The organism is Primorskyibacter sp. S87, assembly GCF_049801055.1.
Classification (GTDB): Bacteria; Pseudomonadota; Alphaproteobacteria; order Rhodobacterales; family Rhodobacteraceae; genus JBNAGF01.
On the sequence record NZ_JBNAGF010000005.1, the window covers coordinates 182,285 to 206,457 of the forward strand.

Annotated in this window: 19 protein-coding genes; 15 read left to right on the forward strand and 4 right to left on the reverse strand. The window is 60.0% G+C overall.

Annotated elements, in window-relative coordinates:
- Window positions 1–95: 95 nt before the first annotated feature.
- Both ACP15U_RS10905 and ACP15U_RS10910 read right to left on the reverse strand, forming a co-directional pair.
- Window positions 96–1,253 (reverse strand): acyl-CoA dehydrogenase family protein, encoded by a 1,158-nt coding sequence (locus tag ACP15U_RS10905; protein WP_425045178.1) that lies wholly within the window; start codon window positions 1,251–1,253, stop codon window positions 96–98.
- Window positions 1,250–1,894 carry a TetR/AcrR family transcriptional regulator gene (locus ACP15U_RS10910; protein WP_425045179.1) on the reverse strand — a complete coding sequence of 215 codons (645 nt, stop codon included), beginning with the start codon at window positions 1,892–1,894 and terminating at the stop codon, window positions 1,250–1,252. The genes ACP15U_RS10905 and ACP15U_RS10910 overlap by 4 nt, the downstream gene beginning before the upstream one ends.
- An 88-nt stretch (window positions 1,895–1,982) precedes the next feature.
- Between ACP15U_RS10910 and ACP15U_RS10915 the strand changes: the two genes are divergently transcribed.
- From ACP15U_RS10915 to ACP15U_RS10945, 7 genes are all read left to right on the forward strand, one after another.
- The gene (locus ACP15U_RS10915) at window positions 1,983–3,746 is read left to right on the forward strand and encodes an acyclic terpene utilization AtuA family protein (RefSeq protein WP_425045180.1); all 1,764 of its coding nucleotides are present in this window, start codon (window positions 1,983–1,985) and stop codon (window positions 3,744–3,746) included.
- Window positions 3,747–3,758: 12 nt separating this feature from the next.
- The gene (locus tag ACP15U_RS10920; protein WP_425045181.1) at window positions 3,759–5,378 is read left to right on the forward strand and encodes an acyl-CoA carboxylase subunit beta; all 1,620 of its coding nucleotides are present in this window, start codon (window positions 3,759–3,761) and stop codon (window positions 5,376–5,378) included.
- Window positions 5,378–6,175, forward strand: a complete 798-nt coding sequence (locus ACP15U_RS10925; protein ID WP_425045182.1) for an enoyl-CoA hydratase/isomerase family protein — start codon at window positions 5,378–5,380, stop codon at window positions 6,173–6,175. The genes ACP15U_RS10920 and ACP15U_RS10925 overlap by 1 nt, the downstream gene beginning before the upstream one ends.
- Entirely contained in the window at window positions 6,175–8,145 is a 1,971-nt protein-coding gene (locus ACP15U_RS10930) for an acetyl/propionyl/methylcrotonyl-CoA carboxylase subunit alpha (protein WP_425045183.1), read from the forward strand. Before ACP15U_RS10925 ends, ACP15U_RS10930 begins: the two co-directional genes overlap by 1 nt.
- A gap of 3 nt (window positions 8,146–8,148) precedes the next feature.
- Window positions 8,149–9,279, forward strand: coding sequence for a nitronate monooxygenase (locus ACP15U_RS10935; protein ID WP_425045184.1), 1,131 nt, complete (start codon window positions 8,149–8,151; stop codon window positions 9,277–9,279).
- Complete coding sequence (locus tag ACP15U_RS10940) at window positions 9,279–10,070, forward strand: TIGR03084 family metal-binding protein (protein ID WP_425045185.1); 792 nt, start codon at window positions 9,279–9,281, stop codon at window positions 10,068–10,070. The genes ACP15U_RS10935 and ACP15U_RS10940 overlap by 1 nt, the downstream gene beginning before the upstream one ends.
- A gap of 137 nt (window positions 10,071–10,207) precedes the next feature.
- On the forward strand, window positions 10,208–11,365 hold the full coding sequence (locus tag ACP15U_RS10945) for an acyl-CoA dehydrogenase family protein (RefSeq protein WP_425045186.1): 1,158 nt from the start codon (window positions 10,208–10,210) through the stop codon (window positions 11,363–11,365).
- Window positions 11,366–11,808: 443 nt separating this feature from the next.
- On the opposite strand, the gene ACP15U_RS10950 is transcribed toward ACP15U_RS10945, so the two are convergent.
- Window positions 11,809–12,699, reverse strand: coding sequence for a LysR substrate-binding domain-containing protein (locus ACP15U_RS10950; RefSeq protein WP_425045187.1), 891 nt, complete (start codon window positions 12,697–12,699; stop codon window positions 11,809–11,811).
- Here ACP15U_RS10950 and ACP15U_RS10955 point away from each other — a divergent pair, their 5' ends adjacent.
- The 8 genes from ACP15U_RS10955 to ACP15U_RS10990 all read left to right on the forward strand — a co-directional run bounded on the left by ACP15U_RS10955 (window position 12,700) and on the right by ACP15U_RS10990 (window position 23,781).
- Window positions 12,700–13,971 carry a pyridoxal phosphate-dependent aminotransferase gene (locus ACP15U_RS10955; RefSeq protein WP_425045188.1) on the forward strand — a complete coding sequence of 424 codons (1,272 nt, stop codon included), beginning with the start codon at window positions 12,700–12,702 and terminating at the stop codon, window positions 13,969–13,971.
- 18 nt (window positions 13,972–13,989) lie between these two features.
- Window positions 13,990–16,191, forward strand: a complete 2,202-nt coding sequence (locus ACP15U_RS10960; RefSeq protein WP_425045189.1) for a thiamine pyrophosphate-dependent enzyme — start codon at window positions 13,990–13,992, stop codon at window positions 16,189–16,191.
- Window positions 16,188–17,225: an ACP S-malonyltransferase gene (locus ACP15U_RS10965; RefSeq protein ID WP_425045190.1), complete on the forward strand. Its 1,038-nt coding sequence runs from the start codon at window positions 16,188–16,190 to the stop codon at window positions 17,223–17,225. Before ACP15U_RS10960 ends, ACP15U_RS10965 begins: the two co-directional genes overlap by 4 nt.
- 192 nt (window positions 17,226–17,417) lie before the next feature.
- Window positions 17,418–18,299 (forward strand): FAD binding domain-containing protein, encoded by an 882-nt coding sequence (locus ACP15U_RS10970; RefSeq protein WP_425045191.1) that lies wholly within the window; start codon window positions 17,418–17,420, stop codon window positions 18,297–18,299.
- Window positions 18,296–18,775, forward strand: coding sequence for a (2Fe-2S)-binding protein (locus ACP15U_RS10975; protein WP_425045192.1), 480 nt, complete (start codon window positions 18,296–18,298; stop codon window positions 18,773–18,775). The genes ACP15U_RS10970 and ACP15U_RS10975 overlap by 4 nt, the downstream gene beginning before the upstream one ends.
- Complete coding sequence (locus tag ACP15U_RS10980; RefSeq protein WP_425045193.1) at window positions 18,775–21,033, forward strand: xanthine dehydrogenase family protein molybdopterin-binding subunit; 2,259 nt, start codon at window positions 18,775–18,777, stop codon at window positions 21,031–21,033. Before ACP15U_RS10975 ends, ACP15U_RS10980 begins: the two co-directional genes overlap by 1 nt.
- On the forward strand, window positions 21,026–21,271 hold the full coding sequence (locus ACP15U_RS10985; RefSeq protein ID WP_425045194.1) for a MoaD/ThiS family protein: 246 nt from the start codon (window positions 21,026–21,028) through the stop codon (window positions 21,269–21,271). Before ACP15U_RS10980 ends, ACP15U_RS10985 begins: the two co-directional genes overlap by 8 nt.
- A gap of 296 nt (window positions 21,272–21,567) precedes the next feature.
- Window positions 21,568–23,781, forward strand: a complete 2,214-nt coding sequence (locus ACP15U_RS10990) for an NADP-dependent isocitrate dehydrogenase (RefSeq protein WP_425045195.1) — start codon at window positions 21,568–21,570, stop codon at window positions 23,779–23,781.
- A 70-nt stretch (window positions 23,782–23,851) separates the two neighbouring features.
- Here the strand turns inward: ACP15U_RS10990 and ACP15U_RS10995 are convergent, their stop codons facing one another.
- Window positions 23,852–24,130, reverse strand: a complete 279-nt coding sequence (locus ACP15U_RS10995) for a hypothetical protein (RefSeq protein ID WP_425045196.1) — start codon at window positions 24,128–24,130, stop codon at window positions 23,852–23,854.
- Window positions 24,131–24,173 lie beyond the last annotated feature (43 nt).

Below are 24,173 nucleotides of genomic sequence, written 5' to 3' on the forward strand. Positions count from 1 at the left end.
GCGTATGGGCTGGCGGGATGATTTACCAACAGGACAGTAACGGCATTTCATTTGTGACGTGGCGTAGCCATTCGAAATCCCACTTGTTCAGCAGATTACTGCCCGGCCAGCCCCATCTGCCGAACGGCGAGGTCGCGCATAATTTCTTCGGACCCGCCGCCGATCGCCATGACTTTGACCTCGCGCCAGACCCGTTCTACCGGGTTGCCGGTCAGGTAACCCGCGCCGCCAAAGATTTGCATGCCCTCCGAAGCCACAAATTCGAGAGATTTCGTTGCCTGTACTTTTGCCTTGGCAATCTCGGCCGCTGGCATCAGCCCTTGGTTTATCGCCCAGCAGATGCGCTCGAGATAGGCCTCGATCATGTCGATCTTTGCCGACATCTCGGCGAATTTGTGAGCGATCACCTGATGTTCGACAAGTTTCTGGCCAAAGGTTTTTCTTTCGCGAGCCCATTCGAGAGACGACTCGTAGCAGATCCGCATCATGCCCAGCGATCCGGCAACCATGGCTAGCCGTTCGTAGTTGAAGTTGTTCATGATGGCCAGAAATCCCTTGTTTTCAGGCCCGATCAAGGCAGCCTCCGGAACCGCGCAGTCATCAAAATGCAGCATCGCCTGTTCCGAACAGTGCCAGCCCATCTTGCGGCCAAGGGGCGTGCGGGTGAAGCCGGGTGTGCCGGCCTCGACGAGAAAGAGGGAAATGCCGCCCAGCCCGGCGCCGCCGGTGCGGGCGCCGACCACGAACCATTGTGATTCCATTCCGCCCGTGATGAAGGCCTTGGCCCCGTTCAGGGCCCAGCCGCGGCCCTTTCGTTCGGCCCGTGTCGAAAGATTTGCCACATCGGATCCGCCCCCGGGTTCGGTGATGGCAAGCGACGAACTGATCCGACCGGCGATGATGTCCGGCAGAACGCTCGTCTTGAAGTCCTCAGGGGCCAGCTTGGCGATCGGTCCGATCGAGATCATGCGCCCGCCCACTGCGGCGGCAAAGCCTGAAGCACCGCAGCCAAAGGCGAGTTCGGCATAGTCGGCCCGCATGAAGGCATCGTCAAATCCGAGGCCGCCGTATTTTTCCTCGATGCCGAAGCCGAATACTCCCAGTTCGGCGACTTTTTCGTGCATCTGCCATGGCACATTGCCTTGGGCCTCCCAGTCCTCAAGATGCGGTTTCACTTCGCTGTCGAAGAACCTCGAAAGATTGGATCGAAACGCGTCCCGTTCGGGTGTCATGAAAGGCGATGGACAGGTCATTGGAGTTCCTTCGGCGAAAGCTGGGTTTCCATCATGTCTGCGAACCGCGCGACCATGCGGGCCAGATAGGCGGGATCTTCGGTGAAATTCTCATGCAGGATCAGCCCGCGCAGAAAGTTCCGGGCGATCGACCAGAGAATTTCGGCATCGTCAGGGACGTTTCCGTTCCCGGAGTAGAGGTGCGAGATAGACTGTCGGCTGACCCGATCCCATTCGCGCAGATGGTCTTCAAGCAACTGGTAGAGTTCGGTGTCGGTACGGCAGGCCACCAGGATTTCGACGAAGGCGCGCCCGCCTGCCGAGTTCACAACCTTTTCCCAGGCGTTCAGGATCAACTGGCGAACCGGCGTCGGGGCCTCCTCCGGATCAGGGCGTTCAACGGGTCCCAGCGCATTGGCCAGAAGGTCCCTCGCGGTGGCCGCGACCAGCGTCTGACGGTTGGGAAAATGGTGGGTGATTGCCCCGCGTGAAACGCCTGCCTCGGCCTGAATGGTCGCAAACGTGGTTTCGGCATAGCCCAACCGGTCGAGGCAAGTGATTGCGGCCTTGCAGATCCGTGCCTGCGTAGCCTGTGACCGCTGGTCCTGCGGGACGGGTTTCGGGGCTTTGTTCATCAGTTCCGTGGCGTCGCTTTCGGGCATCCCCGTTGACCGGGGAGTTGATGTGACCCTACAAACAGAACGGGCGGTCTGTAAATAGAGGCTGTCGGTAGGATGAAAAGGACGTGACGTGGCACAGCCTTTGCGGATCGGAGGAGCCAGCGGTTTCTGGGGTGAGGCACCCCATGCCACAGCGCAACTACAAGGCGCCGGGGTCGACGTGCTGGTCTACGATTACCTGGCTGAAATCACGATGTCGATCATGGCCCGCGCGCGTCGCAAGGATTCCGGGCTGGGATATGCAACCGACTTCGTGACCGATGCGATGACGCCGAACCTGCAGTCGATCGCTGAGGCTGGCGTCAAGGTTCTGTCCAATGCCGGAGGGGTCAACCCGATGGCATGCGCCGAAGCCCTGCGGGCAAGGATTGCCGAGGCCGGTCTGTCGCTGCAAGTGGCGGTGGTGGATGGGGACGACCTGCTGGACCGGGCCAATGAGTTTTCCGGCATGTCCGAAATGTTCTCGGGCGCGCCGATGCCGTCTGTCGAAAAGATTGCCTCGATCAATGCCTATCTAGGGGCAGGACCGATCGTGGCGGCTCTGAGCGCAGGCGCCGATATCGTGATCACGGGCCGTTGCGTCGACAGCGCGCTGACATTGGCGGCCTGCATGCACCATCATGGCTGGACACACGCAGATCACGACCTTCTGGCCGCAGGATCTCTTACTGGTCATCTGCTGGAATGCGGGCCGCAGTCCACCGGTGGCAATTTCACCGATTGGGAAGAAGCCGGGGACTTGGCGTTGATCGGATACCCGATCGCCGAAGTTTCCGGCGACGGAACGATGGTGCTGACCAAGCCGGAGGGAACAACCGGAGTGGTGAGCCCGGCTTCGGTGACCGAACAGATGCTTTACGAGATCGGCGATCCCCGTGCCTATGTTCTGCCCGATGTGGTGTGCGATTTCCTCGACGTTGAGATTGTGCAGGAGGGGCCTGACAGGGTGCGGGTCTCTGGCGCAAGGGGCCATGCACCGACTGGCAAACTGAAGGTTTCGGCAACGTGGGTCGATGGATATCGCGCCGGGATGGTTTTCCAGATGAATGGTCGCGATGCGCGCACCAAGGCAAAAGTCTTTGCGCAGGCCGGATTGGACCGGGCACGGCAAACGCTTGGGCGGATGGGTGCGGAGGATTTTCGCGAAGTATCGTTTGAGGCTTTCGGGGGAAGACAGGGGAACGGCGCCTACGAAGAGATTGCGTTCAAGGCTGCGGTTCGCCACGAGGACCCCCGCGCAGTCGGCGTGTTCCTGAAGGCGTTGATCGGCGGCGCATTGGCGACGCCGCCCGGGCTGCATTTCTTTACCGGAGGTGGGCGGCCGAAACCATCACCCGTTGTCGCGTTGTTTTCGTTTCTCGTAGATGCCTCCGCTCCGCAAATTAGCGTAACGCTGAACGAGGCAGACGTGGCTTATGATCCACCGGTTCCGCCTGTGCGGGAGGTGATACCAGAACCCGCTCGTGAACCACCTGTGGGGGAATATGCAGGCGAAGTAGTCGAACGCCCGCTGGAGGATCTCGCCTGGGCGCGTTCGGGTGACAAGGGGGATAGCGCCAATATCGGAGTGATTGCCCGGCGGGGGGCCTATCTGCCGTATGTCTGGGCGGCTTTGACGCCTGATGCGATTGCCGGAGTTTTTGCCGACGAACTGAATGGTGAGGTGCGCCGGTTCTACCTGCCGGGTTCCGATTCAATGAACATCGTGATGACGCGTGTACTAGGCGGGGGCGGTATTGCTTCGCTCAGAAATGACGCGCAGGGCAAGGCCTTTGCCCAGAAACTCCTGTCCCTTCCGGTCAAGATTCCGGTCGGGCTGATCGTGAATTCCTGAGGAGGAAATTGGATGGGATTTGTCAGTCAGGTTGTCCGGGACAGCGAGAGTTTCGCAAAGAACCGCGCCGATATGCTGGCGCTCGTTGACGAACTCAGACACCTTGAAGCCCGCCCCGTCGAACTGAGCGAGAAACGCCGCGAGCGGATGGAGGCGCGCGGTCAGATCACCCCGCGCGAACGGCTTGCGCGCCTGCTCGATCCGGGGATGCCGTTCCTTCAGTTGCACAGTCTGGCCGGTTATCTGGTTGACAGCCCAAACCCGGAGAAATCAGTGCCGGGTGCGGCGGTGATCGCCGGGATCGGATTTGTCTCGGGTGTGCGCTGTGTGGTTGTGGTCGATGACAGCGGTATCAAGGCGGGCGCTATGGTCGAGATGACCGGCGCGGCCTTTCTCAGCGCGCAGGACCTGGCGTTGCGGCACAAGCTTCCGTTTCTGCATCTTGTGGAAAGTGCCGGTGCGAACCTGATGGAATATAAGGTCGAGCTTTGGGCCAATGGCGGCAGGCTGTTTCGCAATCTGGCGCGACTCTCGGCGGCAGGGATCCCGAATATTGCTGTGCTGCATGGCCCCTCCACCGCTGGCGGGGCCTACATGCCGGGACTCGCAGACTATGTCGTGGGCGTGAAAAAGAACGGTATGGCTGCCTTGGCCGGTGCGGCGCTGGTGCATGCCGCCACCGGTGAAAGGGCTGATGACCGGGAACTGGGCGGATCCGAGATGCATGCCTCGGTTTCCGGGTTGGTGGAGTACCTGGTCGAAGACGACGCGCACGGCGTCGAGATGGCCCGCGACGTGCTTGCCCGGCTCGACTGGAACAAGCGGCTGCCAATCCGCAAAGTGGCCGCGTTCGATGAGCCGCGCCTCGCGGTCGATGATATCGCTGGTGTTGTGCCCACCGACTACCGGGTTCCGTACGATGTTCGTGAAGTCGTGGCGCGAATTGTCGATGGCTCCGAGTTCGAAGATTTCAAACCGCGCTACGGCGTTTCGACCGTTTGCCTGCAGGCGACGATCAACGGCATCGCTGTTGGCATCATAGGCAACAATGGTCCCATCGACCCGGCCGGAGCCACCAAGGCGGCGCAATTCATTCAATTGTGCGGGCAGGCGGATGCGCCGCTGATCTTTCTTAACAACACCACCGGTTTCATGGTCGGAACCGCATATGAACATGCCGGGATGATCAAGCACGGAGCAAAGATGATCCAGGCTGTTACTTCGGTCGATGTGCCACGGATCACGCTCTACATCGGCGCAAGTTTCGGGGCTGGAAACTACGGCATGAGCGGCTTTGCCTACGAGCCGGATTTCCTGTTCGCCTGGCCCAACGCGACCACCGGCGTCATGGGTGGTGAGCAGGCTGCGGGTACGATGGAGATGGTCGCCCGCGTTGGTGCCAAACGGAAGGGTGAGCCGGTTGACGAGGAGCGCCTTGCCCAGCAGAGCAAGCTCATCGCGACGCATTTTGACCGGCAGGCGGGGGCGTTCTACACCTCGGGTCGATGCCTTGACCATGGGGTCATCGACCCCCGCGATACGCGCCGCGTGCTCGGTTTCTGTCTGGAAACAGCGTTAGAGGGTCGCGCAAGATCGGCAATACCCGGCACTTACGGCGTGGCGAGGTTCTGATGCTTCCGGTTTCGGATCAGTTGCACCTCGATCATAACGGAGATTGGCTGACCGCCTGGTTCAATACACCCGAGCGTCGCAACCCGCTGACGGCCGAGCGCGTCGAGGCATTGATTGCCTTGTGCGTTGCTCTTCAGAACAGCGACATGCGCGGGGTAATCTTCCGCGGGCAGGGCGGCATCTTTTGCGCCGGCGGTGATCTGAAGGCCTTTCAGGGGCTGCTTCAGGGAACCGTAACCAAGGATGAGGTGATCGGTCTCAGTCTGAGGGCCGCCGATCTATTCGACGCTGTATCGGGGCTGCCGCAATTCACCGTTATGGCCGTTGAGGGGGCAGCGATGGCCGGTGGGTTCGGGCTGGCCTGCTGTGGTGACTACGTGGTTGCCGAAGACGACGCCCGGTTCGGGATCAGCGAGGTGCGAATTGGAGTGACGCCGGCGCAGATTGCTCCGTTCGTGCTGGCGCGATTGGGCGCGCGCCACGGACGCAGGATGATGCTGATGGGCGACACGGTTTCAGGTGAGGGGGCTTGCAGCGTCGGACTGGTGGATCAGTTGGTCCCGCCGGGTGACATGAATGATGCCCTTGTCGGGTTGCGTCGGCAAATGGCCGGCATTGCTCCGGGCGCGCTTGCCGCGCTCAAGCGTCAGATCGCCACGATTCCGAACCAAACGCGCAAGGAGCAGCGGAAGACAGCGGCCGAATGTTTCGCGGACGCGATGCTGTCCAATGAAGCCCGCGAGGGCATTGCGGCATTTCTTGATAAACGCAAACCCCAATGGGCGGAGAGTGAGTGATGGCTTTCGACACGATACTGGTAGCCAATCGCGGTGAGATCGCTGCACGTGTGATCCGCACGGCGCAGGAGCTCGGATTGCGCACCGTGGCCGTATACACCAATGCGGACGCCCATGCCCCACATGTGCAAATGGCAGACGAAGCCGTGCTGATCGGAGAGGGTCCGGTTTCCGAGAGTTATCTCAACCCTGACCGCATTTTGGACGTCGCGCGTGATACCGGGGCGGGTGCGATCCACCCGGGCTACGGCTTTCTATCCGAGAACGCTGAATTTGCCGAAGCAGTCCAAGCTGCCGGTATGGTCTTCATTGGTCCAACCGCCGATGCGATCAGGATTATGGGCAATAAGGCCGAAGCCAAGAGGCTGATGATCTCCGTCGGTGTACCTTGCGTGCCCGGCTACGAAGGGGCCGATCAATCTGACGCGGCGCTGGGTCAGGCCGCGGCAGAAATAGGTTTTCCGATCATGGTCAAGGCCGCCGCAGGCGGAGGCGGCCGGGGCATGCGACTTGTATTCACTGCTGCAGAGCTTCCGAATGCGTTGGCTTTGGCCCGATCCGAGGCGGAAAATGCCTTTGGGTCTGGGGAGTTAATCCTTGAGAAAGCGATCATCGAACCCCGGCACGTAGAGTTTCAGATCTTTGCTGATTGTCATGGATATACCGTCCATCTCGGAGAAAGGGACTGCTCGGTTCAGCGACGTCATCAGAAGGTCGTTGAAGAAGCTCCTTGCCCGGTAATGGCCGAAGATCTTCGGGCCCGCATGGGAGCCGCCGCAGTCAATGCAGCGCAGGCCGTGAATTATCACGGTGCGGGAACGGTTGAATTCCTGCTGGATGCCTCCGGCGACTATTATTTCCTTGAAATGAATACGCGGCTTCAGGTCGAGCATCCGGTCACCGAAATGGTCACGGGACAGGATCTGGTCGCGCTGCAGATCATGGTTGCTCAGGGAGCTCCGCTCCCCATTTCGCAAGATGAGGTCAGGATCGAGGGCCACGCGATCGAAGTGCGGCTCTATGCCGAAGACCCGTCAAATTCCTATCTGCCGGCAACTGGCAGGGTGGACCTTTGGCATCCCGCTCGCGGGCAGGGTGTTCGGGTGGATGCGGGGATCTGCGAAGGTCAGGAGGTTTCTCCGTTCTATGACCCGATGCTGGCCAAGATCATTGCCCATGGCTCGACGCGCGAGGCCGCGCGGTCACGGTTGGTCAAGGCGGTGAAAAACACCGTTCTTTTGGGAATGACCACAAACACGGCTTTTCTGGCGGATGTCCTTGAACAGCCCGAGTTTGCCGCAGCCGAAGCGACGACCGGGTTACTTGAGCGATCTTACCCGGACGGTTTCCCCCATGAGGCGCCAGCGCGGGAACATGTCGCGCTGGCGCTTGCGATCTTGATGCAGGATGAACGGGAGCGGGCGCTTTCCCGGGCTGGGTTTGTATCCCAGGATCAGCTCAACTGGTCCAGCGCCCGGGTTCTGCCACGCAGGGTCAACCTTGTGACCGGCGAAACGGAATTTGCGGCTGCCGTGTCGGCGACCTGCTCGGGATGGCTGGTTCAGATCGGCGAAGACATGTTCGACATTTGGCTTACGGGTGAGATGCCGCACCTCACCGCCCGTATCAACGGCGCACGGCACAGGGCCGTAGCGCAGGTGTCAGGTGACGAGGTGAAATTTGCCATAGGCGCAGAACGGCTGGCAGTGCGCCGGTTGCGCGCCGGGGTGCAGGAGGACTCAAGTGAAAACAGCGGGAACGTGACGGCGCCGATGCCCGGTCTGGTTCTGGAGATGAAAGTTGAGCCGGGCGACAGCGTTGCCAGCGGAGATGTCCTCGCCGTGCTGGAGGCAATGAAGATGCAGCACCAGATTGTGGCTACGGTGTCGGGCGTGGTGAGGGCGGCTCATGTCACCGTCGGACAGCAGCTTGCTGCCGGCGACATGATGATTGAAATCGAAGAGGGGTGAGACATGAACTCTGAACTATGCCGCCAGTTGGGTATCGAGTTCCCCTTGTTTGCCTTCAGTCATTGCCGCGATGTCGTTGCTGCGGTCAGCCGCGCAGGTGGCATGGGGGTTTTCGGGGCGGTGATGTATACGCCCGAGCAGCTCAGAACCGAGCTGGAATGGATTGATGCGCAATGCGACGGGAAGCCCTATGGGGTGGACCTGATCGTGCCGACATCGATTCAGCGACAGGGCGAGGGTCCGTCGGACGAACAGTTGCTCGGTGGGTTGCCCGCGGAGCATCTGAAGTTCGCCGAAACCGTGCTTGCGCAGCAGGGGATCGCGTCGGACGACCTGGACGAGCGGCGCAAGGCGATGCTGCATTTCTCGCGCAATCTCAACAGCGGCGGCGCGCAGGAAATGCTGGACGTGGCCTTTTCCTTCCCGATCCGTCTGATCGCGAATGCGCTGGGCACACCGCCAAAAATCATGCTTGACCGTGCGCGTGAAGCTGGCGTTCCGGTGGCGGCATTGGTGGGCTCGAAAAAGCATGCCGAGCGGCAGGTTGCGGCAGGCGTCGACATTCTGGTCGCGGCTGGCGGCGAGGCCGGGGGACATTGCGGCGAGATCTCTACCTTGGTTCTGGTGCCCGAGGTGGTTTCTATCGCTGGTAATACACCGGTTCTCGCCGCAGGTGGCATCGTCACCGGCCGGCAAATGGCAGCGGCGATGGCGATGGGGGCGGCCGGGGCGTGGTGCGGCTCTGTCTGGCTGACCACCGCCGAGGGAGAACCCGGGGAGGTAATCAAACGGAAAATGTTGGAGGCCTCATCCGCCGATACGGTGAGGTCGCGGTCGCGCACCGGAAAGACCTCGCGCCAGTTGCGGTCGGTGTGGACCGAAGCCTGGGACGAGCAGGGGCCAAACCCGTTGCCGATGCCGTTTCAGACTCTGATTTCGGAACCGGCGCTGGGCAAGATCGAAAAATTGGCCGAGAGCGGCCACGATGGCGCGGCGGATCTGGCGACCTATTGGGTCGGGCAGGGGGTTGGTCTGATGAACCAGATGACATCGGCCGGTGCCGTGGTTCAGGAATTCAAACAGGATTATCTGGAGGCCGCCGAGCGGCTGATGGCGACATTGGAGGGGCCGTAATGGAACAGGCGAGGGATTTCTTTGAAGAAAGCGAGGCGCTGCACGCGGTTTTGACAAATGTCCACGGCGAACAATGGCAGACGGTGACACAGTTCAAAGGCTGGACCCTCGACGACGTGCTGGTGCACCTGCATTTCTGGAACGGCATGGCGGATTTGTCCCTGACCGACGAAGCGGCATTTCAGGAACGACTGGCGCGAACGTTTGCGGGTATTCAGAGCAAAGGCTTTCGCGTGACCGAAAACGAAATGATCGCCGAACGGGGGGATGACCTGCGCGATGCATGGCGCGAGCTCTATTCTCATATCGGCAGTACTTGGGCTGAGCTCGATCCTAAGCAACGGGTAAAATGGGCGGGGCCGGAAATGTCGGTGCGCTCGTCGATCACGGCGCGGCAAATGGAGACTTGGGCACATGGCCAGGAGGTTTTCGACATTCTCGGCGTCAAGCGACAGGAGCATGACAGAATTCGAAACATCGTTGTTCTTGGCGTGAACACGTTCGGATGGGCCTACAAAGTGCACGGAAAGGAACCGCCCGAGAGCATGCCGCGTCTTGAACTGACCGCGCCCTCGGGGACCCTTTGGGAGTTCGGCGACCCCGGTGCGGATCTGATCCGGGGATCGGCAGTGGAATTTGCACAGGTTGTGACGCAAACCAGAAACGTTGGGGATACCTCGCTCGATGTATCTGGGGTTGTTGCAGTCGAATGGATGTCGATTGCGCAGTGCTTTGCGGGAGGGCCGGAAACTCCGCCGGTCAAAGGGCTGCGCCACCGCGTTGAGGTGTGACTTCAGTTAGGCGGTGCGTGCAGTGGAGAGGCTAATGGACGTTGCGTTTGCGCCGCTGAGACGCGGCGTCACCCGCATTGGCGGGAATCGAAGCTACGGATAGCCTGCGCCCAACCCCAGAATCCGAGGAGCGAGTCATGACTCTTTTTTCCAGCGCAGCAAGTTGGGTGACCGACGAGCACAAGATGTTCTCCGAGATGGCAGGCCGCTTTCTCGACGATGAACTGGTCCCGAATATCGAAACATGGATCGACAATGGAGTTGTTGATCGCGGTTTCTGGAACAAGGCCGGCGAAACCGGGCTGATGGCCGGGGCGATCTCCGAGGAATATGGCGGCGTTGGCGGCGGCATGGGTTTTGACGCGGTCACCATCTATGAGCAGACCTCGCGAGGGGACGCGGGATGGGGCTATGGCATCCAGTCGATCGTGACCCACTATATCACGGCCTATGGCAGCGAGGACCAGAAGGCGAAATGGCTGCCCAAGCTGGCGTCGGGCGAGATGGTTGGTGCCATCGCCATGACCGAACCGGGCACTGGGTCAGACCTGCAATCGGTGCGCACCACTGCCGAGAAAGACGGCAATTCCTATCGGATCAACGGTTCCAAGATCTTTATCACCAACGGTCAGACTGCCGATCTGGTGATCGTGGTGGCCAAGACCGACAAGAGCGAGGGCGCACGCGGCGTCTCGCTGATTGCAGTCGAGACCGAAGGGGCGGAAGGATTCCGCCGCGGACGCAACCTCAAGAAACTGGGGATGAAGGCCAACGACACCGCCGAGCTGTTCTTCGAAGACGTAAAGGTCCCGATGACCAATCTCATTGGTCCGGAAGAAGGGCAGGGCTTCTACCAGTTAATGAAGCAACTGCCGTGGGAGCGTCTGACCATCGGTATCATGGCGCTGGGCGCGATTGACTTTGCCATCGCCGAAACCGTGAAATACGTTCAGGAACGAAAGGCGTTCGGGCAACGGGTCATGGATTTCCAGAACACCCGGTTCAAGCTGGCGGAATGCAAGACCAAGGCCGAAGTGCTGCGCAGCTTTGTGAATGACTGCATCGCAAAACTGGAGAAGGGCGAACTGGACGCCTCGACTGCCTCGATGGTCAAATATTGGGGCTCAGAGGTGCAGAATGAAATCATGCATGAGTGTCTGCAGCTGTTCGGCGGCTACGGTTTTATGATGGAATACCCGATCGCGCGGCTATATGCCGACGCCCGGGTGCAGATGATCTATGGCGGGACCAACGAGGTGATGAAGGAACTCATCGCCCGCTCGATGGATATCTAAGCCTGCTGGCGGTGGTTCACGCCCGCCGCGATCGCGTTCGCAAAGGGATAACAATGGTTCGGTCAGGCCGAACCATTGTCCGGTTTGCTTCCGGCTATTGAGACCACGTGAAATTGCCCGTTTTCTTGCCATTCATATCGTGAAATGTCCCTTTGCCCCCGGGGTTGAATAGATACACGACCCCGAAATCCTTGAACACGACTTGCAGGAAACGATTTTCGGGCTGTAGGGGCCGCCGTTCTTTGAATGCCAATCTGAATTCACGGTTACCCTTGAGCCTGCACTGATATCCTGCGCCATGGCGTGAGTTCCCAGAGTCAGGATGCAGACCGAAACAACACCCAGAAATCTCATCATCAAATTCTCCTCTCCATTAATATCTCTGAAAAGATACTAAACGCGGCGAATTTTTGAACTCGCTTAGTCGCGGTCGGGATATCTGGTCACCCTGTTTGCACCTGCTGTGCCAGCCAGTTTCGGAAAGATAACAGCGGCGCCGAAATCGTTCGGTCTTGAGGCCAGACAAGGTAATAGCTGCCAAGGCTGACGGGCGGCCCCTGCCACGCGGGAACCAACCGGCCCTTCGCAGGCTCATCGGCGATCAGATAGCTTGGCAGCAATGCGACGCCCAGCCCGTGGATGGTTGCCTGCATCATCGTGGAAAACTGGTCAAACAGCATTCCGCGTTTTCGAGGTGCGGCCTGATCCTGGGCAGCGAACCACTGCTCCCAAGCGTCTGGTCTGGTGTCGAGATGAAGGAGTGGAGCCGACAGAAACCAGCCTGCATCTGTTTCTGCGTCAGGGCGAAGATCTGGAGCGCAAACGGGCAGCACCTCTTCGCGCATGATGTGGAGGTAATTGACACCGGGCCAGTCCTGCTGACCAAAGTGGATCGCGGCATCGAAATGTTCCAGGGCAAAGTCGAATGGTGCCAGTCGGGTGTTGAGGTTGATCGAAACTTCTGGGTGCGCCCGGGCAAAATCCTGTAGGCGTGGCGCAAGCCAGTGCATCCCGAAGGCAGGCAAAATCGACAAGTCCAGAGCACCGCCGGTCGGGTTGGCCTTGAGCTTGAGCGAGGCTTGCGTGAGTTGCTGCAGGGCGCTCCGGGCCTGAGCCACGTAGTCTTTTGCTGCGGGTGTAAGGGTCAACCGCATCTGCTGTCGCTGGATCAGATTGACACCCAACTGCTCTTCCATCGTTTTCAACTGTCTGCTGATGGCGCTTTGCGTAAGGGATAGCTCATCGGCCGCGGCAGTCGCGCTGCCCAACCGGTCAACGGCTTCGAGAGCCAAAAGCGAAGATATCGAGGGCAAAACCCGACGCGGCGCCATCATATGATTTTTCCTCATGCCTTGGTGATGATTTATCACTGGCTTCTTTCGCGCTCCAGCGTGATTTGTACACTGACTGACCTCAGTGACGGAAAGATTTTCGAAATGGGTATGATGAAAGTGAAAGGCCCCGACTTTCGTAAGGCTAGCCGGTTGGACGGGATCGAGCTGTCCGAGATCGTGCAGATCAGCGAGAGAGCCGCAGACCTAAAAGCCCAAGGCCGGGATGTGATCGCGCTGAGCACAGGCGAACCCGACTTTGCAACGCCGCCGCATGTGGTCGAAGCCGCGCACCGCGCCGCCCGGGAAGGTCAGACACGATACCCGGCGACGGCGGGCATTTCGGCGCTCCGTTCCGTGATTGCTGCGGAGGCCGACGCGGACGCTGACAACGTGATCGTATCGACCGGTGCCAAACAGGTGTTGGCTGGGGCGTTCCTTGCCACCCTGAACCAGGGCGACGAAGTCATCATTCCCGCACCCTTCTGGACAAGCTATGCCGACATGGTTCGGCTGGCCGGTGGCGTGCCGGTTATCCTGAGATGCTCGGCTTGTCGTGGGTTCAAGCTGAGACCCGAACAGCTGGAGGCAGCGATTACACCCCGCAGCCGGTGGCTGCTTTTGAATTCGCCGTCCAATCCAACGGGGGCGGTCTATTCCCGCGATGAGTTGCGGGGATTGGGAAAGGTGTTGATGGACAACCCGCATGTCTGGGTCATCTCGGACGAGATCTATCAGCATCTTTCCTACGCACCGTTTGCCCCTTTTGCCCGGGCTGTGCCCGAGTTGGTCGACCGAACCCTGACCGTGAATGGTGTTTCGAAAGCCTACTCCATGACCGGATGGCGGATCGGCTGGGGCCTCGGCCCCCGCCCACTGATAAAGGCGATGGTGGCGGTTCAGGGTCAGATCACTTCTGGCGCTTGTTCCATCGCTCAGGCGGCTACGCTGGCTGCGGTCACAGGCCCACAGAAACTGCTGGCCGAGCGGCGTACCGTGCTTGGTCATCGACGGGATTTGGTGGTTGCGTCCCTGAACGCTGCGGGCCTTGAATGTGCGTGGCCGGACGGGGCGTTCTATGCTTTTCCACGCTGCCCCGAGCCAATGCCGGAAGACAGTGCGTTCTGCCAGCATTTGTTAGAAAGCGAGGGGGTCGCGCTGGTGCCAGGGCGGGCCTTTGGCATGCCGGGGCATTTGCGCCTTTCTTTCGCCTATGCAACAGAAACACTTGAGCTGGGTTTGCAGCGGATTGCCCGCGCAGTAGCCGTGCTTTGACCGACGGAGATATGGGCCATGGATCGCGCCGAAATCGTCCACCAGAATTTTCTGAGCCGTGTTGCCTCGGGTGACCTGCCCGCCGGTGCTCCGCCCCGCCCCGGATTGCGCCCGCATGAGGCGGTCTCCCTTTTTCATGCGCAGGTTCTCAGCCGGGCTCTGGATCGCACCAGTCGGGCGATGCAGGCGGCGGGACAGGGGTTTTATACCATCGGGTCGTCCGGCCACGAGGGAATGGCGGCCGTGGCTCGCGCCCTGCGCCCATCCGATATCGCATTTCTGCACTATCGGGACGCGGCATTTCAGATTGCCCGTTCCGATCAGGTGGCTGAGATCGAAGGGGGCCAGCAAATTGCCTGGGACATGCTGCTGAGTTTTGCCTGTTCAAGCGAGGATCCGACTTCCGGCGGGCGTCACAAGGTTCTCGGGTCAAAGGCGCTGATGATCCCGCCGCAAACCTCGACCATTGCCAGCCATCTGCCCAAGGCGGTGGGAGCAGCCTATTCGATCGGCGCTGCACGGCGGCGCAGTCCCGAACACCGGCAACTGCCTTTGGACGCAATCGCCATGTGTTCGTTCGGGGACGCGTCGGCCAACCACTCTACGGCGCAGGGTGCGATCAACACGGCGGGTTGGACCAGCATCCAGTCCACGCCGCTGCCCCTGCTCTTTGTCTGCGAGGACAACGGGATCGGCATTTCAACCAAAACGCCGAATGGCTGGATCCAGCTGTCGATGGAGCATCGCCCCGGGATCAAGTATTTCAAGGCCAACGGTCTCGACATGTTCGAGACATTCACGGTGGCAAGCGAGGCCGCCGACTATGTGCGAAACCGACGCAAGCCGGCCTTCCTGCATCTCGAAACAGTGCGCCTTTACGGGCATGCCGGAGCGGATGTGCCGACAACCTACCTTAGCAAAGCCGAAGTCGAAGCGGATGAGGGGAACGACCCCCTGCTGCATTCGGTGCGTCTGATGCAGGAAGCGGGCGCATTGGAACCGGCTGCTGCTCTGAAGGTCTATCAGGATACCTGTGCCCGCACTGAACGGATCGCGGCCGAGGCCGCAACCCGCCCCCATCTGGCAAGTGCCGACGAAGTTCGGGCAAGCCTCATCCCGCCAAAGCGCGACTGCAAGCCGACAAACGGACCGGATGAAGAAACCCGCGCCGCGACGTTCGGAGCGGATTTGAAAGCAATGAAAGACCCGCAGCCGATGAACCGCCTGATCAACTGGGCGCTGACGGACCTGATGCTGGAGCATGGCGAAATCGTCTGCATGGGCGAGGATGTCGGCCGCAAGGGGGGCGTTTATGGTGTCACCCAGAAACTGCAATCCCGCTTTGGACCTGACCGGGTGATCGACACGCTGCTTGACGAGCAATCTATTCTGGGGCTGGCGATTGGTATGGGGCATAACGGTTTCGTGCCGATCCCAGAGATACAGTTCCTCGCCTACCTTCACAACGCGGAGGATCAAATTCGCGGCGAAGCGGCAACATTGCCGTTTTTCTCCAACGGCCAGTTCAGCAACCCAATGGTGCTCCGGATTGCCGGGCTCGGATATCAGAAGGGTTTCGGAGGTCATTTCCACAACGACAATTCCCTTGCCGTTCTTCGGGACATTCCCGGCGTGGTCATTGCCTGCCCTTCGACCGGTTCGGATGCCGCGCAGCTGCTGCGGGAGTGTGTCCGGCTGGCGCGCGAGGAGCAGCGCGTCGTGGTTTTTCTAGAGCCCATCGCGCTCTATCCGATGCGCGATCTGCACAAGGATCAGGATTCCGGCTGGATGACCACCTATCCATCGCTGGATCAGCGGATTGGATTGGGCGAGGTTGGTGTGCACGGTGAGGGAACGGATCTGGCAATTGTCACCTACGGCAACGGACACTTTCTATCGAAACAGGCCTTGCCGGAACTACAGGCCGCTGGTCTGGGCACGCGGATCGTCGACCTGCGCTGGCTGGCTCCGTTGCCGACAGAGGCGCTGTTGGCGGCCACTGAGGGATGCCGGCATGTCCTGATCGTGGATGAGTGCCGTCGCACCGGAAGTCAGTCCGAAGCTCTGATGGCACTGTTTGCCGAACACTCGATGCACTCCACGGCACGTATCGCGGCGGAGGATTGTTTTATCGCCACAGGCCCGGCCTATGCGGTTCCGCTCCCGTCAAAGGATGGAATTGTTGCAGCGGCCCTTACTCTGTGCGGAGACGGATCATGACCCGTACTGCCGTCGTGATCTGCCCCGGGCGAGGGACTTACAACAAGCCTGAGTTGGGGTATCTGCATCGCAACCATGAGGATCAACTTGAGTTGTTCCGCCGTTTCGACGCCATCCGGACCGAAACGGGGCAGGAGGGAGTGACCTCTTTGGACGCGTCCGCGCGTTTTTCGGTGTCCAAGTATTCGCGCGGTGATATTGCTTCGCCGCTGATCTATGCGGCTTCGCTGGCCGATGTCCGGGCGTTGGCAAGTGATATCGAAGTGGTGGCGGTCACCGGAAACTCGATGGGCTGGTACAGTGCTCTGGCTGCAGCAGGCGCACTCGGTCCAGAAGACGGGTTCAAAGTCGTCAACACCATGGGAACGCTGATGCAGGAGAACCTGATTGGCGGGCAACTGGTCTATCCGTTCATCGGAGAGGATTGGGCCGATGCACCGGCGCGCAAGGCGGAGTTGTTGGCGGAAATGGCCCGGATCAACTCGATTGACGGGCAGGATCTGGCGCTTTCGATTGATCTTGGGGGAATGTTGGTACTGGCCGGAAACGAAGCCGGGCTGAGCGCCTTTGAGGCTTCTCAGCCGGTGGTGCAAGAGCGTTTCCCGATGCGATTGGCAAATCATGCCGCCTTTCACACCAGCTTGCAGGCGCCTGTGGCGTCCATGGGCCGGGCCCGTCTGGGGCAGGAGATGTTCCAGCAGCCGGGCGTGCCGATGATCGATGGCCGGGGCAAGATCTGGTGGCCGGGGGCCTGTGATCTTGGCGGACTTCGGGACTACACGTTTGGACATCAGGTGACGGAAACTTATGATTTCACACAAGCGGTTCAGACCGTTGCGCGGGAATTCGCACCTGATCTCTTCATTGTCACCGGTCCCGGAGCAACGCTTGGCGGCGCCGTGGCCCAGTCGCTTTGCCTCGCCGGATGGCTGGGACTTACACAAAAGACCGAGTTTCAACGCCGGCAGAATGCCGAGCCTTTTCTCATCTCCATGGGGCGCCCGGAACAGAGGAGAATTGTCGTAGCGCAATAGCTGGTTCGCCGGGCCGCTGGAGGAGATGGCACTTTTTCTTTCGGGTTTCTTGCAAACGACACAGGGCCGACTGTTCGCGACATGACCTTGCGAAATTCGTGTCACCTGTGCATGGACGGAGGCTTTGGGCTGGTCTAACGTCGCTGGCAATTCCCAACGGGTAAACCTGATCAACAGGTGTGAGGTAGATCAATGCAATACCATAGCCCCGCCAGTTTCGCCGAAGCCTCGGCGCTGGCCGCAGACGCAACGGGCGTGACCCGTTTCTTGGCTGGTGGCACCGATGTGCTCGTTCAGCTGCGCGCAGATATCGTAACCCCCGACACGGTCATCGACATCAAGAAGATCGACGGCGTACACGATATCGCCCGCAATTCTGATGGAAGCTGGACAATCGGTGTGGCCTCCTCTGGTGCCGAGATGAGCGAACAGGCAGATCTGGTTCGTGACTGGCCCGGTCTGGTTGAGGCGATGGATCTGATCGGCTCGACTCAGGTACAGGGTCGGGCAACGCTGGCCGGTAACCTGTGTAACGCTTCTCCGGCTGCTGACTCGGTGCCCGCAATGGTTGCCGCCGGCGTCACCGTTTCGGTGACCGGCCCGAACGGAACGCGCGAGCTTGCGGTGGAGCAGGTGCCGACAGGTCCCGGTCGAACATCGCTGGCCAAGGGTGAGGTGCTTTCGGCTGTTCATGTGCCCGCCCGTGGTGAAAACGCCGGGGATGCCTATCTGCGGTTCATTCCGCGCACCGAGATGGACATTGCCGTTGTCGGATGTGCAGTGAACCTCAAGTTGGATGGCGATGTCATCACTGAGGCCCGCGTTTCGCTCGGTGCGGTCGCGCCAACCGTGCTGCTGGTAGAGGATTGCGCCAAGGCCATCGTCGGCACGACGCTGGACGATGCCGCTCTGGATGCGCTGGCGGCTGCGGCCTCGGCGGCCTGCAGCCCGATTGACGACAAGCGTGGAACCATCGCGTTCCGCACCGAAGTTGCTGGGGTGCTGGCCAAGCGCACCGCCAAGATTGCCTATGCCCGTGCCAAGGGTGAGATCATCGAAGGACATCACGGATGAGCAAGATACACGTTTCCACAACCGTCAATGGTGATGCGGTCGAGTTTCTCTGCGATCCGCGCGAAACACTGCTTGATTGCCTCCGTGACAAACTCGACCTGACTGGCGCCAAAGAGGGATGTGGCACCGGTGACTGTGGCGCATGTTCGGTTACGCTCGACGGGCGGCTGGTGTGCTCGTGCCTTGTTCTCGGTGTCGAGGCCGAAGGCAAGGATGTCGGCACTGTCGAAGGCATCGCCGATGGGGACGCTTTGCATCCGCTGCAAAAGAAATTCATTGAGTATGCGGCTCTGCAATGCGGGATCTGCACGCCGGGTATCCTTGTAGCGGCCAAGTCGCTGCTGGAAAGGAATCCTGATCCGACCGAAGAGGAAGTCCGGTTCTGGCTGGCAGGCAATCTTTGCCGCTGCACCGGGTATGACAAGATCATTCGCGCGGTGATGGATACTGCGGCCGAAATGCGGGAGGCTGTCTGATGGCTCTGGACGATCGTAAATCCGACTTCAAATTTGTAGGAACCCGCCCCGACCGCCCCGATGGGCTCGACAAGGTCACAGGTCGGGCCAAATTCGGCGCCGATGCACAGGCACCCGGTATGCTGCATGGCGCAGTTCTGCGATCGCCGCATGCCCATGCGCGGATCGTTCGGATCGACACCTCGAAAGCAGAGGCACTGAAGGACGTCAAAGCGGTGGTTACCCGTGCCGATTTCTCGAAAGATCTTGCCTTTGAAGCCGGGTTGAAGGGAGAGTTCTGGAATGTGCTCGAAAACGTCATGGCCGGAGAGAAGGCCTTGTATGACGGGCACGCCGTAGCGGCCGTAGCAGCGACATCAGCTCTGGCAGCACGGGATGCTCTGAAACTGATCGAGGTCGAGTATGAGGTGCTGCCCCACGTCACCGACGTAGACAAAGCGATGCAGGATGGCGCGCCTATCATCCGCGAGGGAACGGCCGATCATTCGGTGCCCGAAGGCCTGCACCCCAATGTCGTTCGTTATCACGAAAGCGGGCACGGTGATGTCGAAGCCGGGTTTGCCGAAGCCGATCTGGTGATCGAGGATCACTTTGAAACCGAGGCCACGCATCAGGGATATATCGAACCGCATGCTTGCCTTGCCTCGATGGGGAATGACGGCAAAGGTGAGCTCTGGTGTTGCACACAAGGTCACTGGATCGTGCAGAAAACCTGTGCTGCACTGCTGGGTATGGAGACCGCACAGTTGCGGGTGACCGCCTCGGAAATCGGCGGCGGATTTGGCGGCAAGACCACAGTTTTCATCGAACCTGTGGCACTGGCGCTGTCGCGCAAGGCCAATCGCCCGGTCAAACTGGTTATGAGCCGGTCCGAGGTGTTCCGCTCGACCGGGCCAACGTCTTCGGCATCGATGGACGTAAAGATCGGCATGAAAAAGGACGGCACCATTACTGCTGCCGAAGGCACCTTCCGGCTGCAGGGGGGGGCGTTTCCCGGCGCCCCGTGTGAATTCACTGCGATGTGCGCTTTTGCGCCCTACAACCTGACAAACGTGCGGCAGGTGGGCTATGACGTTTTGGCGAACCGCCCGAAACAGGCAGCTTACCGGGCACCGGGCGCCCCGATGGGGGCTTTTGCCGTGGAATCGGTCATAGACGAGCTGTGCAACCAACTGGGCCTCGATCCGGTCGAGGTGCGTCTGAAAAATGCGGCCCACGAAGGCAGCAAGGCCAGCTACGGCCCTCGCTACGATCGGATCGGCCTTGTTGAAACTCTCGAAGCGGCAAAGGCGCACCCGCACTATTCGGCTCCGCTGAAGCCAGGGCAGGGACGCGGGATCTCCTGCGGGTTCTGGTTCAACCACGGAGGCGAAACCTCGGTATCGCTGGCGTTGAGCGAGGACGGTTCGGCGAACCTGATGGTGGGGACGCCGGATATCGGTGGATCCAGGGCGTCCATGGCGCTGATGGCGGCCGAAGTTCTGGGCATTCCCTATGAGAATATCCGGGTGACCGTCGCGGATACCGCGACGCTCGGCTACAACGACGTAAGCCACGGATCGCGGGTGACATATGCCAGCGGTCTGGCGACCATCAAGGCCGCCCGTCATGCTGTCGGGCAATTGTGCCAACGGGCAGCAGTCAAGTGGGGAATTCCTGAGGAAGCTGTGAAGTGGGAAGACGGATGCGCGGTGCCTTCAGGTCCGAACGCAGGCGATTTCGACCCGCTTCCTCTGGCCGAGATTACCCGGAAGATGGGGAGCACCGGCGGACCAATATCCGGCCATTTTGAGGCGACCCCCGATGGTGCTGGCGTTTCGTTCGGCACGCATATTGTTGATGCCGAAGTTGATCCGGAAACCGGCAAAACCTCGGTGACCCGTTACACGGTCATTCAGGACGCCGGGAAGGCAATCCACCCGACCTATGTGGAAGGTCAGTATCAGGGCGGCGCCGCACAGGGTATCGGATGGGCGCTGAACGAGGAATATATCTATGGCGACGACGGTTGCCTGCAAAACGCGGTGTTTCTCGATTATCGAATTCCGGTGGCCAGCGATCTGCCGATGATCGACACGGTGATTGTCGAGGTGCCAAACCCGGGTCACCCCTTTGGTGTGCGCGGGGTCGGGGAAACCGGGATTGTGCCGCCCTTGGCTGCAATCGCCAACGCGGTGTCGAACGCGGCAGGTGTCCGGATGCGCCGCCTTCCGATGTCGCCGCCACGTATTCTGGCTGCTCTCAAAGGCGATGGTTGAGGTTCATCTCTGGTCTGGCCTCCGGTCTCTGATCGGGGGCAGGGAAACGGTGGAGGTCGAAGCCACCACCGTGGGTGAGGTCCTGCAGGCTTTGGTCCGCGTGCACCCGCAACTGCAGGAGCCCATCGACGCGGGCGTGTCCGTGGCGGTGGATGGTCGGGTTATCGCCAGTGACCTGACGGCCCCGGTCGGTCCCGACAGCGAGGTCTATCTCATGCAGCGTCTTCGGGGCGGGTAGATCCCGACGAGGCAGAGTTTCAAAGCCCCGGCGAAATTTGAGCAAGTGTAGGACGCTAGGGATTCGGAACGCAATTCGGGCCCCATTTACCCAACCCGCGTCAATTTGCTCGGCAATTCGGGGTGGCTCGAGAATTGATCCTTCGGCTCTGGTGATTTACAGGAACGCTGTCCGCTTGAGTCGCCGGAATCGTGACCAGATGTTTCAGATGGCGGGCATGTCACACGGGATAGGACTGTCGCGTAGCTGCACAGGGTCACAACAGGCTTCCAGGAATAAAAAAAGGTAGGAATGAAATGGCTGAAAAATCGCGCCCCGACATATTGTATACCATTGTAGACGAAGCGCCGGAACTGGCCAGCGCGTCACTGCTTCCGATCATCCGCAGCTTTGCTTCGGCGGCCGATCTCGAGGTGGGAACCCGCGACATCTCGCTGGCGGGGCGGATCATTTCGACTTTTCCGGAAAACCTGACCGAGGCGCAGCGCCAGTCGGATGATCTGGCCATCCTTGGCGACCTTGTAAAAACGCCTGAGGCCAATGTCATCAAGTTGCCGAATATTTCGGCGTCGGTTCCGCAACTGGTTGCGGCGATCGAGGAATTGCAGGCCAAGGGTTATAACATTCCGGCCTATCCCGAAGAACCGTCGACCGACGAAGAAAAGGCTGTTCGCGCCCGGTATGACGCGATCAAGGGATCGGCTGTGAATCCGGTTCTGCGTGAAGGAAATTCGGACCGCCGCGCCGCCCGCGCCGTGAAGAACTTTGCCCGGGCAAACCCGCACTCTATGGGGACTTGGGAGGCGAGCAGCAAAACCAAAGTCAGCTCGATGCCGGGCAACGACTTCTACGCAAACGAAAAATCGGCAACGATCTCTGGCGCACAGGCCGGTGAAGCGAAGATCGAATTTGTCGGCAAAGACGGCGCTGTCACTGTGCTGAAAGACGGCTGGCCGCTCGAAGAAGGCACCGTCACCGACGCGACTTTCATGTCGGTGAAAGCTTTGTCGGCATTCCTGTCCGCAGCGATCGAGGACACCAAGAAAGACGGCACCATGTTCTCGCTGCACATGAAGGCAACGATGATGAAGGTATCGGACCCGATCATCTTTGGTTACGCGGTCAAAGCATGGCTGGCCCCTGTGTTTGAGCAGTTCGGTGATGAACTGGCCGAGCTCGGCGTCAACCCCAACTCCGGAATGGGTGATCTCCTTGAGCGGGTCAAAGGCCACGCTGGCATCATGGCTGCGATTGAGGCGGTGAATGGCGAACGCCCGTCGATGTACATGGTCGACTCCGATCGCGGCATCACCAACCTTCACGTGCCATCGGATGTCATCATCGATGCTTCGATGCCAGCGGTGATCCGGGCCGGCGGCAAGGGTTGGGACGAAACCGGCGCCAAGGGCGACACCAATTGCGTGATCCCCGACCGCTGCTATTCGACCGTCTATGACGAATCCATCAACTTCTTCAAAGCCAATGGTGCGCTGGACGTGACCAAGGCGGGTGCGGTGGCCAATGTCGGGTTGATGGCCCAGAAGGCCGAAGAATACGGCTCGCACCCCACCACGTTCGAGGCACCTGCTGACGGCGTCATCCGTATCGTGCTGGCCAATGGCGAAACGCTGCATTCCCATGACGTCGAAGCTGGCGATATCTGGCGTTCCTGCACTGTCAAGAAGGCACCGATCGAGAACTGGATCCAGCTGGCAACGGATCGGCAGCGCCTGACCGGATCCGAAGCCATTTTCTGGCTGGACGCCAACCGGGCCCACGATGCAGAGCTGATCAAATATGTGACGCGTGCGCTCGAAGCTGCGGGTGTGGCTGACAAATTTCAGATTCTGGCGCCGCGTGAAGCAACTGCTCAATCGTTGAAGACGATTACTGCCGGTGACGATAGCATTGCCATCACCGGCAACGTGTTACGGGATTACCTGACCGACTTGTTCCCGATCCTCGAACTTGGCACATCCGCCAAGATGCTGTCGATCGTCAAGCTGATGAACGGTGGCGGTCTGTTCGAAACCGGGGCCGGTGGATCGGCGCCCAAGCATGTTCAGCAGTTGCAGAGCGAGAATCACCTGCGCTGGGACTCGATGGGTGAGTTCTGCGCTCTGGGTGAATCGCTGAACTTCCTTGCCGATGCGCAGGGCAATGCCAAGGCGGGTATTCTTGGGCAGGCAGCCGAAGCGGCCACACAAGGCATCCTTGACGATAATCGCTCACCGTCGCGCAAGGTCGGAGAGCCTGATAACCGCGACAGCCACTACTGGTTTGCCCGCTACTGGGCCGAGGCACTGGCAGCGCAGAGCGAAGATGCCGAACTGGCGGCGCATTTCGCGCCCATCGCTCAGGCGTTGGCGGACGGTGAACAGGCTATTCTGGCCGAACTGGCCGCGGTTCAGGGCAAGCCTGTGGATCTGGGCGGATACTATCACACCGATCCTGCCAAGACGGCTGCGGTGATGCGGCCAAGCGCAACGCTGAATGCCATCGTCGATTGATCACCGGCAGTGTGACAACAGGGGCGTCCTTCGGGGCGCCCCTTTTATTTGAACGCTGTTCCGGGGTCGCTTACTTGCGCAGTGTCTCGCAGTAGTCCGCAAGCCCCATCATCAGAGTGTGGATCGCAGCTTCTGCTTCTGCGGCATCAACCCGCACGCGCTGACGCAGTTCTGCCGGCGCGCGTTCATCAGCAATCGCATCCTGCGCCATCAGAAAAGTCACAGAAGAGGCAAAGCCTTTTTGGCTTTTGATGGCTTCTGACATGTTCCCGATGCAATAGGGCCAAGACATCTCCTGCGCCATCAATGGTTGCCCCAGACAAATCAGGGCGAGCGCGAGTTTTTTCATTTTTGCCTCCAGTTACCGCTTCGATAAAACCGATTGTCAAAAT